The following is a 14,883-nucleotide window of genomic DNA, read 5'->3' as shown; positions in this document are numbered from 1 at the left end:
AAGGCGGCGCTCGTAAACCGGGAACCGCCTTTTTTGTACGAAACTCATCTTGGTTGAAGACTGTTTGCCGTAGTTTCGGCAGACTCGATACAGCTCACCTTTTGCCGTAGTAGATACCTACGACATGCTCAGCTTGCGCGAAGAAAAGCCAACGCGACGTCGCTACGCCAGCGAGATGTGAAAGTACAGCGACTGCGGCAAGGAAATGCTTAGTGGCGACAGAATTGACCGGCATGATCAGCAGAACGACCGGGATGAAAAAGCCTAGCGAAAACGCAATGATGCGTAGTTTCTCAGCGTGCTTCCGGCCCACCACATGGACAAATTCGCGCAACAGATAATTCGTGCCAGTGTGCGGAGGTTCGAAAGCGCGAACAGAACCGCGATCACCCAGACCAGTGGCAGTGCCAATGTTGGTGCCTGAGCGGGCCAAAGCTTGATCACCTTGCCTCCAGTACAGAATCTGAACCAATGCGGCGATCAACAATGAGATCAACGCCAGCGCGGTTTGTCCGGCCAGCAGTGCGCCGCCAGCCAAGCTAAAACTGAGGAACATTGCTGGGGTTAGATTCATATTCCAGCGCGGGATCGATTTGAGCTGTGTGTAGATCATTGAAGTCGTAAAGACCGTTAAGATCGAGAATAACGCCCCAACAAAGCCCAGCAGACCCCAACGTTGGTCAAAGAAAATTGCTCCGATGGCATATAGCCCCATGAGGATCAATGCGGCGACTGCGCACCATCCTTCGCGGCTGAGCCAACTTGACCGCCATTGAGTAAAGGCTTTTATTGCGCGCTCAGGACGACCCAGATGGAAAGTTGAAGCCAGCAGTCCCGCGACTGACAGACCAAAACCAATAACAAAGAAAGTGAATGCAACCCAGCCGGTTACATTTGGCAGGCCTAGTCCCAAAAAGAACAGCAGACCGAAGCCCAAGCCAGAAAGCGTGGTAAAAACGATAACGGAAGGTGCGGGATGCATCAGAGTTTCTCCAGCGCTTTGTCGAGCCAGCCCATGAAACCTTTTGGCTCTTCGGCAATAGGTGCAAGCAAAGGAGCCAGAACATCGATCTGGTCCTCGATTGTATCTTTGGGACGGGGCGGCAGGTATTTGTTCACGGGTTTTGTACCCTGTTCAGGCATCAGATCTATGCCGCCACGTTCTGCGACCAATTTACTGACATCGCTGTCAGGATCGCCCAGATCGCCAAAATGGCGAGCTCCGGCGGGGCAAGTACGCACGCACGAGGGGACACGATCAACTTCGGGCAGATTTTCATTATAGATACGGTCAACGCAGAGCGTACATTTCTTCATTACACCTTCTGCGACGTCCAGTTCGCGCGCTCCGTAAGGGCAGGACCACGCGCACAAGCCGCATCCGATGCAGTCGCTTTCGTTTACCAAAACGATGCCGTCCTCGACCCGTTTGTAGCTTGCACCTGTTGGGCAAACAGTAACGCAGGGCGCATCTTCGCAATGCAGGCAAGACTTGGGGAAGTGAACAAGTTGCGCGTGCCCGTTTTGAGGCTGCACTTCATAAGAATGAACACGGTTTAGAAATGTGCCCGAGGGATTGCCACCATAAGCGTCCTGATCAGAAAGCGGAGCGCCATAGTTTTCAGTGTTCCAACCTTTGCACGAAATGACACAGGCATGGCATCCGACACATGTGTCGAGGTCGATCACCAAACCCATCTTGCGTTCTGTTGAATGGGGGAGTTGGGTCATTTGCCTACCTTCCACGCGAGGTCTTTTGGGCCGGTGCCTACCGGTGAATTGATCGGTTCGAATTCAGGCTGGCTTTGCGCGTCGTCTGGAGCTGCGGCCTTTTCAATCTTCACTTTCAGGTCGAACCACGCGGCTTGTCCCGTGATCGGGTCCGAGTTGGCCCAACGCAGCCCGTCACCCTTCGGTGGTAAAAGTTCATGGATCAGGTGATTGAGCAAGAAGCCTTTAGTGGCCTCGGGCGCGTCATCATGCAGGGCCCATGCACCTTTGCGCTTACCTATGGCGTTCCATGTCCAAACGGTATTATCGTTCAGTGCCGCCATTTCCATAACCGGAACGATGATTTGTCCATGGGGTGACGTGACCTTGGCCCAATCGCCGTCTTGCAGTCCATGCTCACGCATCAGCTTGGTAGGAACATACAAAGGGTTACGACCATGCAATTGGCGCAGCCAGGCATTTTGGGTGCCCCAACTGTGATACATCGCCATCGGGCGTTGGGTCAGGGCATTGACAGTAAAGCCCTCATTGCCGGTTTGATCTGTTTCGTACCAAACGGGCATCGGGTCCATCGTCGCTTTGATTCGCCCACGCAGATACTCGGGCGGCTGGCGCTCGCCATGACCCTCGGCGGCCAATTGAAACTTGCGCATAGGCTCAGAATACAGCTGGAACAAATAGGGTTGCGGGCTGTCATAAATTCCCATGCCAACGGCCCAATCCTGATAGGCGTTGTTCCAGGGTTTATAATAATCAGCGCCTTCAGGGATATGGGCCACAAAGAAGCCGCCGTTTTCAATATAACGGTTTAACTGATCCGGGTTGATTTCGCCGCGACCTACCTTTTCACCGTTTTCACCACGATAGCCAGCCAATGGGCCGATACCCGGTTTGCGTTCGTGGTTCACGATGTAGTCGGCGTAATCAACCCACTTGGCGCTGCCGTCCTTGTTGGTGAAACCTGGCAAGCCCATCCTGTTGGCAAGATCAATCAAAACCGACTGGAATCCGCGCACGTCGCGGTCAGGCTCGATAACTGGCCACCGGATTGCATCGGCGGCCGCTTCTGCCTCGCAAATTGGGCGGTCTAGCAACGAGATACAGTCGTGGCGTTCAAGATAGGTTGTATCAGGCAAAATCAGGTCGGCATAGGCCACCATCTCGGACGAGTAGGCATCCGAATAAATGATATGTGGGATCACATAGTCACCGTTTTCGTCCATATCCGTCAACATATCCATGACACCCTTGGTATTCATGGTCGAGTTCCAGGACATATTGGCCATGTACATGAATAATGTGTCGATCTTATAGGGGTCACCCGCGTGCGCGTTAGAGATTACCATATGCATCAGCCCGTGGCTGGACATCGGGTTTTCCCATGTGAATGCCTTGTCGATCCGCGCAGGACTGCCATCCGCTTTCAGTGCAAGATGCTCGGGCCCCTGAACAAACCCCAGATGAGGTCCGTCCAATGGTGAGTTTGGCGTCACTTTGCAGTGCGGTGTCGGATGCGCTTCGACCGGTTTGGGGTAAGGCGGCTTGAAGCGAAAACCGCCTGGCACTTCCACCGTACCAAGGAGAATTTGCAAGACGTGTAACGCCCGACAGGTTTGAAAACCGTTTGCGTGGGCAGAAACACCGCGCATCGAGTGCATCGCCACCGGGCGACCGATCATCTTGGTGTGTTTCTCACCGCGAAAGTCGGTCCATTCATGATGCAGTTCAAAGGCTTCGTCAAAGGCCACGCGCGCCAGTTCGCCTGCGATTGCGCGGATGCGTTGGGCAGGGATACCACACTGATCGGCGACGTTCTCCGGCGCGTATTCATCGCTGAGATACCTTTCAGCCATCAGGTGGAAAACCGGGCGATGAGTAACACCGCCCCTTTCATAAACCGCTGAAAGGTCAGGACGCACACCGGGCTTGTCGAAAGCCGTCAACTTACCTGTTTCGCGGTCGACGACCAACGGTTTGCCGTTTTTATCTCGCAGGAACAGGCCCTTGGTGGGACCTTCGGACGCGTCGATCAAAACGGGCGCGTTGGTATAGCGGCTGAGATAGTCCAGGTCGATCATACCTGCCTTCATTAGGACGTGAATCATGGACAAGATGAATAGCCCGTCGGTCCCTGGTGTTATGCCGACCCAGTCATCTGCCACTGCGTTGTACCCCGAACGGATCGGGTTGACGCCAATCACACGTGCGCCGCGTGCCTTGATTTTGCCGATGCCCATCTTGATTGGGTTCGAGTCGTGATCCTCGGCCACGCCAAATAGCATGAACAGTTTGGTGTGATCCCAATCAGGTTGTCCAAATTCCCAGAATGCGCCACCCATGGTATAAATGCCGCCCGCGGCCATGTTGACCGAGCAAAAGCCGCCGTGGGCAGCATAGTTGCAGGTACCGAAATTCTGCGCCCAAAAACTTGTAAAGCTCTGGCTCTGGTCGCGACCCGTAAAAAACGCCAGTTTTTCCGGGTTGTCTTCACGGATCGGTTTGAGCCAGCCGACGGCTATGTCCAGCGCCTCGTCCCAACTGATTTCTTCAAATTCGCCTGACCCGCGGGGACCGACTCGTTTCAATGGCGCCTTCAACCGCGAAGGGGCATTGACCTGCATGATGCCTGCCGAGCCTTTGGCGCAAAGCACACCTTTGTTTACCGGGTGGTCGCGGTTGCCCTCGATATAAGCCACTTTGCCGTCTTTCATGTGAACATTGATCCCGCAACGGCAGGCACACATGTAGCAGGTGGTTTTTCGAATCTCGTCCGAGACTTTGGGACTGGTGTCAAGGATCGGCTGCTGATGAGTCATTGGCGGGTCCTGTCAGTTGATCCGGATACGGCTTTGGTCGGCCGGGCCGGAATGGGATAGTCCGCGGCACCGGCCGCAGGTTTTAGTCTATTGCGCAGTTTGCGCCTGTAAAACGGTAACGGCGATGATCTGCGTTACATCATCCGCACTGCATCCACGGGATAAATCGTTCGCAGGCTTGGCGAGGCCTTGCATAACGGGGCCAATGGCTGCGTACCCACCCAATCGCTGGGTAATTTTGTAGGCGATATTACCCGCGTCCAGATTGGGAAAGATCATAACATTGGCTTGCCCGGCCACGGATGAACCCGGAGATTTTCGCTCACCCACAGTCGGCACAAACGCGGCGTCGAATTGAAGCTCTCCGTCGACTTCGAGATCGGGACGCTTTGCGCGAATGGTATTTGTTGCTTCGATCACCTTGTCGACGGCTTTATGGCGTGCGCTTCCCTTTGTGGAAAAACTCAGCATAGCAATTTTTGGCTCGACCTGCAGGAGAGAACGCGCCGAAGCGGCTGAGGTTTCCGCGATGTTGGCAAGCTCAGAAGCTGAAGGATCAATCACAAGCCCGCAATCTGAATAGAGCATGGCGCGCGCATTATCTGGTGCGTCGTCGGGTGGATACATCAAGAAAAATGACGAGATCATGCCAGCGTCAGGTGCCATACCGATCACTTGGATAGCGCTTCGCACTACATCGCCCGTTGTGTGCACGGCGCCGCCGACGGTGCCTGTGGCGTGACCAATCCGCACAAGCATTGCAGCATATATTAACGGAGTTTCAGCTGCCGCCCGCGCCTTTACGTCGTCGACACCTTTGTGTTTGCGCAGTGCAAGGAACTCTGCGGCAAACATTTCAGTCAATTCCGAGGTTGCCGGATCGTGAATTTCTATGCCTCCGCCGACGGATATGCCTTCAGCAGCAAGCGCCGACGAGACTTCGTCCTCGGGTCCGACCAGAATGATATCGGTCAACCCCGAGTTATGGGCGGCAAGCGCCCCCGCCACGACGCGGGGATCACTGCCTTCGCTCAATGCAATTACAGGACGGGCTGCCGGGGCGCTGTTGCGCAACAGCTCGATGGGTGTCTTTGTCATTCGCCCCGGTCCCTGTCTTGCGGCCTACACCTGTGTTTCAGCCATGTCTGCAGCGTTGATACCAGCAACACGCACAGGATTTTTCATCGCGTCGCGGCGGAACGGCTCGCCCAGCTCTTGGTTGATCAAGGCCTCAATCAGCGTTGTAATGCCGTTCTTCTGGTCGATAATTGCCTGATTGAGCGCTGCGGTCAGCTCTTCCTGAGTGCGCGCCTGTACACCCTTCAGGCCACAGGCGTTTGCGATTGCGGCATAAGACACGCCCTGGTCCAATTCGGTACCGACAAAGTTGTCGTCAAACCAAAGGGTCGAGTTCCGCTTCTCAGCGCCCCACTGGTAGTTGCGGAAAACGATTTGCGTTATTGCGGGCCATTCTTCGCGGCCAATCGCGGTCAACTCGTTAACCGATATGCCGAATGCTCCGTCGCCAGCAAAACCTACCACGGGCACGTCAGGGCAACCGATCTTGGCGCCAATGATCGCAGGAAGACCGTAACCACAAGGGCCAAAGAGCCCGGGTGCTAGGTATTTCCGGCCTTCGTCGAATGACGGGTAGGCGTTTCCAATCGCACAGTTATTACCAATATCCGACGAAATGATCGCCTCACGCGGCAGCGCTTGCTGGATTGCGCGCCATGCCATGCGGGGGCTCATCCATTCGGGCTTGGCGGCGCGTGCGCGCTCGTTCCAGGTGGTACCTGGATCGTCGTCTTCATGGGTCATAGAGCTTAGTTCTTGTGCCCATGCGGACTTTGTTTGAGCTATTTTAGCTTTGCGTTCGTCTCGTCCCGCATCGCCCGCATCTTCTGCTAGTTGGTCCATAATACCGTTGGCTACCAGCGCCGCATCACCCACGATACCTACAGTCACGTCTTTGGTCAGGCCGATGCGATCGGGGTTGATGTCAACCTGTATGATTTTCGCGTCTGTCGGCCAATAGTTGATGCCGTAGCCAGGAAGCGTCGAGAACGGATTCAAACGTGTGCCCAAGCACAAAACAACGTCAGCTTGGTTGATCAACTCCATCCCTGCTTTGGAACCGTTGTATCCGAGTGGACCGGCAAACAGAGGGTGGTTGCCCGGGAAAGCGTCGTTGTGCTGATAGCCAACACATACAGGTGCATCCAAACGTTCAGCCAATGCCTGCGAAGCTTCGATGCCTCCCTTCGACAGAACAACGCCTGCGCCGTTCAGAATAACCGGATTCTTGGCTTTCGACAAAAGCGCCGCTGCCTCGGCAACCGCATTTGCACCGCCGGAAGGGCGTTCAAAGTCGACAATTTTCGGTAGCTCGATGTCAACAACTTGGGTCCACATGTCGCGGGGGATATTCATCTGCGCGGGTGCCGAGGCGCGTTTAGCTTGCATGATCACGCGGTTTAGAACCTCGGCCACACGGGTCGGGTCACGCAGCTCTTCCTGGTACGCCACACAATCGGCGAACAGGTTCATCTGTTCCATTTCCTGAAAACCGCCCTGGCCGATGGTTTTGTTGGCAGCCTGCGGTGTGATTAGCAGAACCGGTGTATGGTTCCAGTATGCCGTCTTAACCGCAGTCACAAAGTTAGTGATACCAGGACCATTCTGGGCGATCATGATTGACATCTCGCCCGTAGCACGGGTGTAGCCATCGGCCATCATCCCGCCAGAGCACTCGTGCGCACAATCCCAGAAGGTTATTCCAGCCGCTGGAAAGATATCCGAAATCGGCATCATTGCTGAACCGATAATGCCAAAGGCATGCTTGATACCATGCATCTGTAGCGTCTTAACGAACGCCTCTTCTGTCGTCATCTTCATGTGAGTTCTCCGGGCTGATAGGAAGTAGCGGGGTATTCCACCCCGACGTTTCCATCTGGTTTTGGCGTATGGGTGTCTGTCGCGTTAGGGCCAAAACACAAGCCAGGGTAGGTCCAGTTTTGTTCAATACTGGCGAATGGTGTCGGCGATCTGGTGGATTCCGGCACGTATTCGTTCAGGTGCTATCGACGAGTACCCAAGCCGATAGTAGTTGGTCGGTCGATTAGGGCCGGAAAAGAACAACTCTCCAGGTTCGATGTGGACAGATTTTTCCTGAAGGGTTTTGGCCAATTGCGTGGTATCTATGCCCTCGGGGGCATGCATCCAAATGGAGGATCCGCCGAACACACCACGCCCTGCGACGTTCAATCCATGTTCGGCGATAGCCTCTTCAATCGCTTCACGGCGTTGCTGTAACGCTTTGGACATCCTCCGTATCTGGGCATCGTAGTGACCCAGCGACAGAAAATACGCGGCGGTTCGCTGAATATGCCCCGGTGGATGTCTTAGGACTAACGATCGCAGAGCCCGTGCTTCACGAATGAAAGCTTCGGAACCGACCATGTATCCAAGTCTCAATCCAGGAAACAGGGACTTCGAAAAGCTGCCTACGTATATCACACGCCCTTCCCGGTCGATAGATTTCAATGCCGGAGACGGCGCGCCCAAAAATGCCATTTCAAACTCGTAATCATCTTCTACTATGACGGCATCCAATTCGCGCGCCCGTGCCAGCAAAGCGTTGCGTCTGTCGATTGGCATAGTCGCGGTGGTTGGGCACTGATGGCTTGGTGTGGTGAAGATGACGTCGGTATCCTCGGGGATCGCATCGGGCGGCAAACCTCGCTGATCCACACTTATCGGCGCCAATTCACATTCGGCATGGTTCAAGAGATCGCGAAGGGCGTAATAACATGGATCCTCGATAGCTGCTTTGCTATTGCGGTTCAAAAGAACGCGTGAAGCGAGCCACAACGCATTCTGCGCGCCAAGTGTGATTAAAATTTCCTCTGGTCGTGCCGAAATCCCGCGTCGTGGCAATGTGTGCCGGGCAATAAATTCGACCAGCAGTGGGTCGTCCCGGTCGACATAATCTCCGGTGAGTGAGTCAAAGTCCTTGTGCCCTAGTGCACGTACGGCGCACAATCGCCAATTGGCGTGATCGAACAGAGTTCTGTCGGCTTGACCGTAGATGAATGGATAAAGATATTCCTGCCAGTTACTGGGTTTCTGAAGGAAATCCCCCTCTGAAAATCGACGTGCAAGGGCGGCGTTCCAGTTAACAGTTTCAGCGCCGCGTTGAACAGGCGTGTATTGCGGAGGTACAGGCGCATTCTGTGACACGTAGTACCCCGAGCGGTCTTTTGCTGTCAGATAATCATTGGCCAGTAATTCTGTGTAGGCCAATGTCACTGTGATCCGACTGACACCCAGATGAGACGCCAGATTTCGCGATGAGGGTAGTTTTTCGCCCACATGGAATCGACCTGACAGAATGCCTTCGGCAATCATTTGTTGAATTCGGGCTTGCAACGTGCCCTGCCCGTTCGGTTCTAGAAAAAATGTGTCGACTGAGATGGCCATTACCAAGTTATAAGCTGGACTTAACCAGGGGGCAATCTGGACATAAGTTAGCGCGAGCTTTGTCTATTAATTTTTTGGTTGACCTATGCTTCTGAAAAGTTCATATAACTAGTAAATTAGTTTTATGGAGATAATATATGTGGGAAGCGGCAGCAGCTGGGTTTTCTGCAATGGGTTCAGAAGCCCGGCTAAAGGTTCTGAAAACGCTGGTTCGTGCCGGGGAATCAGGGTTGACAGTCGGTGAAATCCAAAACCGGACTGATATTGCGCCTTCGACCCTTGCACATCACCTGCGGTTTCTGTCCGCGGGCGGTGTTGTCGAGCAAGAAAAAATAGGGCGGAGTACTATAAATCGCGCCAATTTCGACGAACTTAGAAAACTGGCACAATTTATCCTGAGCGAATGTTGTGCGGACGAAATCGGGAAGGCTGCAAACGATGGCTGAATTGACTCAAAATCCAAAGATGGCACCAAAAGCCATCCTTGAGATGATAAAAACGCCTTGGGCGTTGATCGTTGCGCTTTTGATGGCAGTCGCCCTACTTGACCCAGATAACTGGGTCGACGTGGTCACGTTTGCCGCCAAGGCGCTGGCCCATACGGGCCAATACATTTTGTTTGCCGTTTTGCTCTTGTCTTACCTAAAGGCCACCGGGGCCGAGGTTATGGTTGAGCGCGCTTTTGATGGGCGCGAAACCCGGATGATCCTGCTGGCTGCATTGTTCGGTGGGTTGGCTCCGTTTTGTTCTTGCGAAGTAATCCCCTTCATCGCCGGCCTTCTAGCGCTTGGGGCACCGCTCTCGGCCGTGATGGCATTTTGGCTCAGCTCTCCGCTGATAGATCCGCCGACATTATTAATCACGGCTGGTGCATTGGGTTGGCCTTTCGCAATCGGAAAGGCAATTGCAGCGGTGGCACTTGGCTTGTTCGGCGGCTTTACCGTTCGGTTCCTGATGCGCAATGGCGCATTTGCCCAACCACTGCGTGAATACAAACCAGCAGGTTGCTGCGGTTGCGGACCCAAGCAGGATGATAGGCCGGTTTGGCGTTTCTGGCAGCAGCCCGAGCGCCGCGCCCGATTCCGTTCCGAGTTCGTGCACAATGGCGTATTTTTGCTGAAATGGTTGGCATTGGCCTATGTACTCGAGGCGTTGCTTGTCAGCTATGTGCCAGCAGACCTAATCGCGCGTGTTGTAGGTGGAGAAGGCGTCGTGCCCATCGTGATCGCAGCACTGGTTGGAATGCCTGCATATCTGAACTCGTACGTCGCACCGCCGCTACTGGCCGGGCTGATGGAACAAGGCATGAGCGCAGGCGCGGCGATGTCCTTCATGGTCGCTGGTGCCGTTAGCTCGATACCAGCAATGGCGGCTGTTTGGTCGCTCGTCAGACCACGGGTATTCGCAACCTATCTCGGCTTAGGCGTTTCCGGTGCGATCGTAACAGGTATTTTGTTCCAAACGTTGTAAAAGAAAACCGCCCGCTGACATTAGCGGGCGGTTTGCCGTTAGCTTGCCTCGCAAAGCTGTGGCAATTTCAAACGATAGCGGGCCTCGCCACTTTTCACGAAGACACGTTTTTCCACACAAGCACTGGTCCCGACAGATTGCGAGATAAGCCCGTCTGTTGATGTGATCGAAGTCGCGGAACCGTCTGGCAAACGAACCGATGCGATTACCCCGTTTTTCAAATCGCCATTGATAGGGGTTGCGGACAGAACCGCGACCGTCAGGAATGAGTCGTGCTCGTGTTCGCCATCGTCACCGAGTACAAACAGACTGGTGACCAGCGCGATCATGATCAAACCGCCCAGAATGGCCAGACCCTTTGTCTTGAGAAATACGTAGATTGATACTGCGCGGTGTGGTCCAAAAATAGCGGACAGTGCATTCAGCATGGTGTTTCCCGGGAACAAGCGCCCCGACTATGCTGCGTCGGGGCTACTAAGATCATTGGCGCAAGTCGTCTTCATTTTCTTCTTCGCCACTTCCTTTTGGAAGGTTGAAGAAGCTGTCCGCGTCCACAATGGGTTCCTCTTCTTCCTTGCTTTCTGGCTCTTCAGACAGCGAAAAGGTCTCCAAACCTTCGATCGCGGTTGGTATCTTGGGCGCATTTTCCATTTCGAGCGACTGTTCAGTTGAAACCAGTTTGCGCCGCTCATCGTCGCTCATTACACCGCCTTCGGCTGCCTTCTTGGCGGCGGCCTTTTGAACGATTGCGTCCAGCTCGGACTGCTTACATAGCCCCAGTGCAACGGGATCAATTGGCTGCATATTCGTTATGTTCCAGTGCGTCCGCTCGCGGATCGATTGGATCGTCGGTTTCGTGGTTCCCACGAGCTTGGCGATTTGTCCGTCGCTAAGTTCGGGGTGAAACTTGACCAACCAAAGAATCGAGTTCGGACGATCCTGCCGCTTGGACAATGGCGTATAGCGGGGTCCGCGCCGTTTTTCTTCGCCAGTTGCGGCCGGATTAAACTTGAGTTTCAGTTTATGCAAAGGATCACTCTGCGCCGCTTCGATCTCATCCTGTGTGAGCTGGTTGTTGGCGATCGGATCGAAACCTTTAACACCTGCTGCAACGTCACCATCGGCGATACCCTGCACCTCTAACTCGTGCATGCCCACGAAATCCGCGATCTGCTTGAAGCTGATCGTGGTATTATCCACCAGCCATACTGCTGTTGCCTTGGCCATCAGGGGTTTTGCCATCAGCCCATCTCCTATACATACATCTATCCCGTCGCCGGAATTCGGCGGCCCCGTGGTCTTGGGGCAGGTTTCCGTTGTCGGGGAACTTGGGCTGTATATAGTCGCCGCAAGGCAAGAAGGGAAGAGGCGAATGCGTTGGTTGGTTCTTTGGGTGTTCAGCGCAATGACCGCGTATGCCGATAGTGAAACAGCGGGTGAGTTTGACTACTACGTACTATCACTCAGCTGGTTGCCGAATTGGTGCGCACGCGAAGGCGATGCGCGGGGATCAGACCAATGTGATGTCCGGCACGATTATGGGTGGATTCTGCACGGCCTCTGGCCGCAGTATAATCAAGGTTGGCCTTCTTTCTGCCGTACCACCGAAGCACAACCTTCGCGCCGAATGACCCGTGCGATGTCTGATATACAGGGAAGTTCCGGGCTGGCGTGGCATCAATGGAAAAAACATGGCACGTGCTCGGGCCTTAGTGCGCCTGATTACTTTGCTCTTTCAAGACGGGCCTACGACAGCGTGAAACGTCCCGAGGTGTTTCGAAAACTTGACAAGTCTGTCAGATTGCCCGCCTCGGTTGTTGAAGACGCGTTCGTTGAAGCAAACCCAGATCTGTCGCAGGACATGATCACAATCACTTGCAAGCAGGGTTACATCGAAGAAGTTCGCCTGTGTCTTTCGCGCGCGCTTGAACCAGTGCCTTGCGGACGCGATGTGATCAGAGATTGCTCAGCGGAAGACGCTTTGTTTGATCCGATTCGCTAAAGTTTACGGTTCTGGCAGTCCCGCGCGTATTCCAGCGCTTTGGCTGTTCCGTTCAGATCGATGGCCATCACCACCTCACCTAAAGGGTTATAGACGGTCATGGTTTTGTTTTGCGCGATAGCGTTGACAAAATTCCGGTCAGTGAAGAACACAGTCGCACCCGGTACGCGGTCTTGCCTAAAACCTATTGCAGTGGCGTCAAAACTTTCGCCATCCAGCTCGAACCGGATCGGATAGCTTTTACCGGGTTCGATTTCGCCCCACGCCTTATTGTAAACGGTGAAATACCCACGATTGCCCAGAGCATCATAACCCAAACGAACGACCGATAGATCCTGATATACGGTCTGGATCAGACATCCATTGCCCAAGGCTGGATCCATCATGATGTTCCAGCCTTGGACAAAACCTTTGTCTATCAATTCTTGTGAAAAGGCCGCGGTTGCCGTGAAGGCGGCGAAAGTGAGGGCTAGAATGCGGTTCATTGGAACTCCTGGGTCGGTTCTGGCGAAACTTACCGGTTTAAGTTGACCTTTTGTTCATGATTATATCGACGGCGGCCACGAGGGCGCTTCTCCAAACCTGTTTGCCTCAGCGTCGCTGGGTTGAACAAAAAAGTAGATGAGGATGAGAAACCCAATCAAAGGAATCAGGCCAATAAGCAACCACCAGCCTGAACGATCCGTATCATGTAATCGACGTGCGCCGACTGCCAAATTTGGTAGCAGTACCGCAAGGCTCGCTAAAAGTGAGAGCGGCTGCCCGGCGTTTTCGTCGCCCGCCTGAAAGCCTAAAAGAGGGGCTATGACGAATGCGTCCAGTACGCCCAGGATCAGCATGAAAATAAGTAGTGCAAGGAACCACCACCAATATTCCGACCTAGATGCGCGTCCGGAAAATGTCGCGTAGTTGGAAAAAACCTTCTGGACCGCCGACACCATATTTTCCACTGCCTAATCTCCCTAAATTTGTTTCCGGACGGCAACTAATGCAGCTGCCCGTCTGAATGGCCGAACTCAAATTAGCTTTCATTCGTATCCAGTTACAGGTGTGATCCCCTATATCACAGAATCTGGGTTAAGGTCTTTTATTCAAATATCAAAAAGAATCTTGTTCGATCGTGGCAATAGAGACCATCAAAATTGCTGGCCACAATCCTAAAGGGATTAAGTTTTTCAAATTTCTTTTCGCGCCCGCAGAGCGGCGGTAATCGTGCCATCATCCAGATAATCAAGTTCACCGCCAATTGGCACACCTTGCGCCAATGACGTCAGGCGTACCTGGCCTTCCAACTGATCGGCAATGTAGTGGGCAGTTGTTTGCCCATCGACAGTTGCATTAAGCGCCAGGATGACCTCGCGAATCCCTTCCGCGATGACGCGATCCTTAAGGCGCGGAATCCGCAGCTCGTCTGGGCCGACACCGTCCAATGCAGACAAGGTGCCGCCTAGAACGTGGTAACGGCCCTTAAAAACTCCGGCGCGTTCCATCGCCCAAAGGTCGGCCACATCCTCGACCACGCAAAGTTCTCCGGTTGCTCGGGCCTCACTGTCGCAAATTTCACAGACGTCCGTCGTGCCGACATTGCCGCAGTTTAAACATTCGCGCGCTGTAGCGGCCACCTGTTGCATGGCATCCGAAAGTGGCGTCAGTAAAAGGGCGCGTTTGCGGATCAGGTGCAGAACGGCGCGTCGGGCCGAGCGAGGGCCAAGACCAGGAAGCTTAGCCATCAGGTCGATCAAGTTATCGATATCGCTATTTGAGCTCACGGCCTGTCCTGCACTTCTTTAGAAATGCGCCTCGTTGGGTAGATGGGTTCGGTTATTAAAAGGGCAGTTTGATGTCTTTCGGAAGGCCCATGCTTTCTGTTAACTTGCCCATTTCTTCCTGTGATCGCTGGGCAGCTTTTGATTGGGCGTCCTTGATTGCGGCAAGGATCAGGTCCTCGACCACTTCTTTGTCGTCGCCATTGAAGATCGACGGATCGATATCCAGGCTTTTCAGCTCTCCCTTGGCTGATGCGGTTGCTTTAACAAGTCCCGCACCTGACTCACCTACGACAATTATGTTATTCAACTCGTCCTGCATTTCAGTCATTTTGGTTTGCAGGTCCTGTGCGGATTTCATCATCTTGGCCATATCGCCCAAGCCGCCGAGTCCTTTGAGCATTGCACTTCTCCAGAAAATTGGTTTCCCGCCTAAATACGAGCGGTGCACGCGTGGTACAAGGGGGGACAGTTACACGCGATGGGCGCCACTATCATTGTCAAGGGATCTGTTGCAAAGTTTTGACCATTGACGTTGGTAGAGTTAGCGCGTGAATGACCACTGGTCATATCAAGTCGAAAGCTAGCTCATGATCTCGTTCAAAGGCGCGCAATA

15 protein-coding genes are annotated in these 14,883 nt (G+C 53.8%); 3 read left to right on the top strand and 12 right to left on the bottom strand.

Annotation, left to right across the window (positions count from 1 at the left end; all coding sequences use genetic code 11):
* Window positions 1–94: 94 nt before the first annotated feature.
* The 6 genes from AC2FNE_RS09900 to pdxR all read right to left on the bottom strand — a co-directional run bounded on the left by AC2FNE_RS09900 (window position 95) and on the right by pdxR (window position 9,029).
* On the bottom strand, window positions 95–982 hold the full coding sequence (locus AC2FNE_RS09900) for a dimethyl sulfoxide reductase anchor subunit family protein (protein ID WP_170603303.1): 888 nt from the start codon (window positions 980–982) through the stop codon (window positions 95–97).
* The gene (locus AC2FNE_RS09895; protein WP_170603305.1) at window positions 982–1,731 is read right to left on the bottom strand and encodes a 4Fe-4S dicluster domain-containing protein; all 750 of its coding nucleotides are present in this window, start codon (window positions 1,729–1,731) and stop codon (window positions 982–984) included. The genes AC2FNE_RS09900 and AC2FNE_RS09895 overlap by 1 nt, the downstream gene beginning before the upstream one ends.
* A complete protein-coding gene (locus tag AC2FNE_RS09890; protein WP_496805298.1) occupies window positions 1,728–4,547 on the bottom strand; it encodes a molybdopterin oxidoreductase family protein in 2,820 nt (939 codons plus the stop codon). The genes AC2FNE_RS09895 and AC2FNE_RS09890 overlap by 4 nt, the downstream gene beginning before the upstream one ends.
* An 87-nt stretch (window positions 4,548–4,634) precedes the next feature.
* Window positions 4,635–5,645 (bottom strand): phosphate acetyltransferase, encoded by a 1,011-nt coding sequence (gene pta, locus AC2FNE_RS09885; RefSeq protein WP_496805297.1) that lies wholly within the window; start codon window positions 5,643–5,645, stop codon window positions 4,635–4,637.
* A 24-nt stretch (window positions 5,646–5,669) separates the two neighbouring features.
* Window positions 5,670–7,445, bottom strand: coding sequence for a sulfoacetaldehyde acetyltransferase (gene xsc, locus AC2FNE_RS09880; RefSeq protein ID WP_170603311.1), 1,776 nt, complete (start codon window positions 7,443–7,445; stop codon window positions 5,670–5,672).
* A 123-nt stretch (window positions 7,446–7,568) separates the two neighbouring features.
* Entirely contained in the window at window positions 7,569–9,029 is a 1,461-nt protein-coding gene (gene pdxR / locus AC2FNE_RS09875) for a MocR-like pyridoxine biosynthesis transcription factor PdxR (protein ID WP_496805296.1), read from the bottom strand.
* Between the two features lie 137 nt (window positions 9,030–9,166).
* Between pdxR and AC2FNE_RS09870 the strand changes: the two genes are divergently transcribed.
* Both AC2FNE_RS09870 and AC2FNE_RS09865 read left to right on the top strand, forming a co-directional pair.
* Entirely contained in the window at window positions 9,167–9,475 is a 309-nt protein-coding gene (locus AC2FNE_RS09870; protein WP_170479142.1) for an ArsR/SmtB family transcription factor, read from the top strand.
* The gene (locus AC2FNE_RS09865; RefSeq protein ID WP_496805295.1) at window positions 9,468–10,499 is read left to right on the top strand and encodes a permease; all 1,032 of its coding nucleotides are present in this window, start codon (window positions 9,468–9,470) and stop codon (window positions 10,497–10,499) included. Before AC2FNE_RS09870 ends, AC2FNE_RS09865 begins: the two co-directional genes overlap by 8 nt.
* Window positions 10,500–10,537: 38 nt before the next feature.
* Here the strand turns inward: AC2FNE_RS09865 and AC2FNE_RS09860 are convergent, their stop codons facing one another.
* Together AC2FNE_RS09860 and AC2FNE_RS09855 are read right to left on the bottom strand one after the other, a co-directional pair.
* Complete coding sequence (locus tag AC2FNE_RS09860) at window positions 10,538–10,927, bottom strand: hypothetical protein (RefSeq protein WP_170479138.1); 390 nt, start codon at window positions 10,925–10,927, stop codon at window positions 10,538–10,540.
* Between the two features lie 52 nt (window positions 10,928–10,979).
* The gene (locus tag AC2FNE_RS09855) at window positions 10,980–11,741 is read right to left on the bottom strand and encodes a DUF1013 domain-containing protein (RefSeq protein WP_170603315.1); all 762 of its coding nucleotides are present in this window, start codon (window positions 11,739–11,741) and stop codon (window positions 10,980–10,982) included.
* Window positions 11,742–11,871: 130 nt separating this feature from the next.
* Here AC2FNE_RS09855 and AC2FNE_RS09850 point away from each other — a divergent pair, with 130 nt between their 5' ends.
* Entirely contained in the window at window positions 11,872–12,501 is a 630-nt protein-coding gene (locus AC2FNE_RS09850; protein WP_496805294.1) for a ribonuclease T2 family protein, read from the top strand.
* On the opposite strand, the gene AC2FNE_RS09845 is transcribed toward AC2FNE_RS09850, so the two are convergent.
* The 4 genes from AC2FNE_RS09845 to AC2FNE_RS09830 all read right to left on the bottom strand — a co-directional run bounded on the left by AC2FNE_RS09845 (window position 12,498) and on the right by AC2FNE_RS09830 (window position 14,670).
* Window positions 12,498–12,986: a hypothetical protein gene (locus AC2FNE_RS09845; protein ID WP_496805293.1), complete on the bottom strand. Its 489-nt coding sequence runs from the start codon at window positions 12,984–12,986 to the stop codon at window positions 12,498–12,500. The two genes, AC2FNE_RS09850 and AC2FNE_RS09845, sit on opposite strands and share 4 nt — an antisense overlap.
* Before the next feature lie 60 nt (window positions 12,987–13,046).
* Complete coding sequence (locus AC2FNE_RS09840; RefSeq protein WP_170479672.1) at window positions 13,047–13,442, bottom strand: DUF805 domain-containing protein; 396 nt, start codon at window positions 13,440–13,442, stop codon at window positions 13,047–13,049.
* 234 nt (window positions 13,443–13,676) lie between these two features.
* Window positions 13,677–14,270: a recombination mediator RecR gene (recR, locus tag AC2FNE_RS09835; protein WP_170479130.1), complete on the bottom strand. Its 594-nt coding sequence runs from the start codon at window positions 14,268–14,270 to the stop codon at window positions 13,677–13,679.
* A gap of 55 nt (window positions 14,271–14,325) precedes the next feature.
* Entirely contained in the window at window positions 14,326–14,670 is a 345-nt protein-coding gene (locus AC2FNE_RS09830) for a YbaB/EbfC family nucleoid-associated protein (protein WP_170479128.1), read from the bottom strand.
* Window positions 14,671–14,883: the final 213 nt, after the last annotated feature.

This window comes from Ruegeria sp. YKSD179, from assembly GCF_059612885.1.
This window is presented reverse-complemented; position numbering and strand designations above follow the sequence as displayed.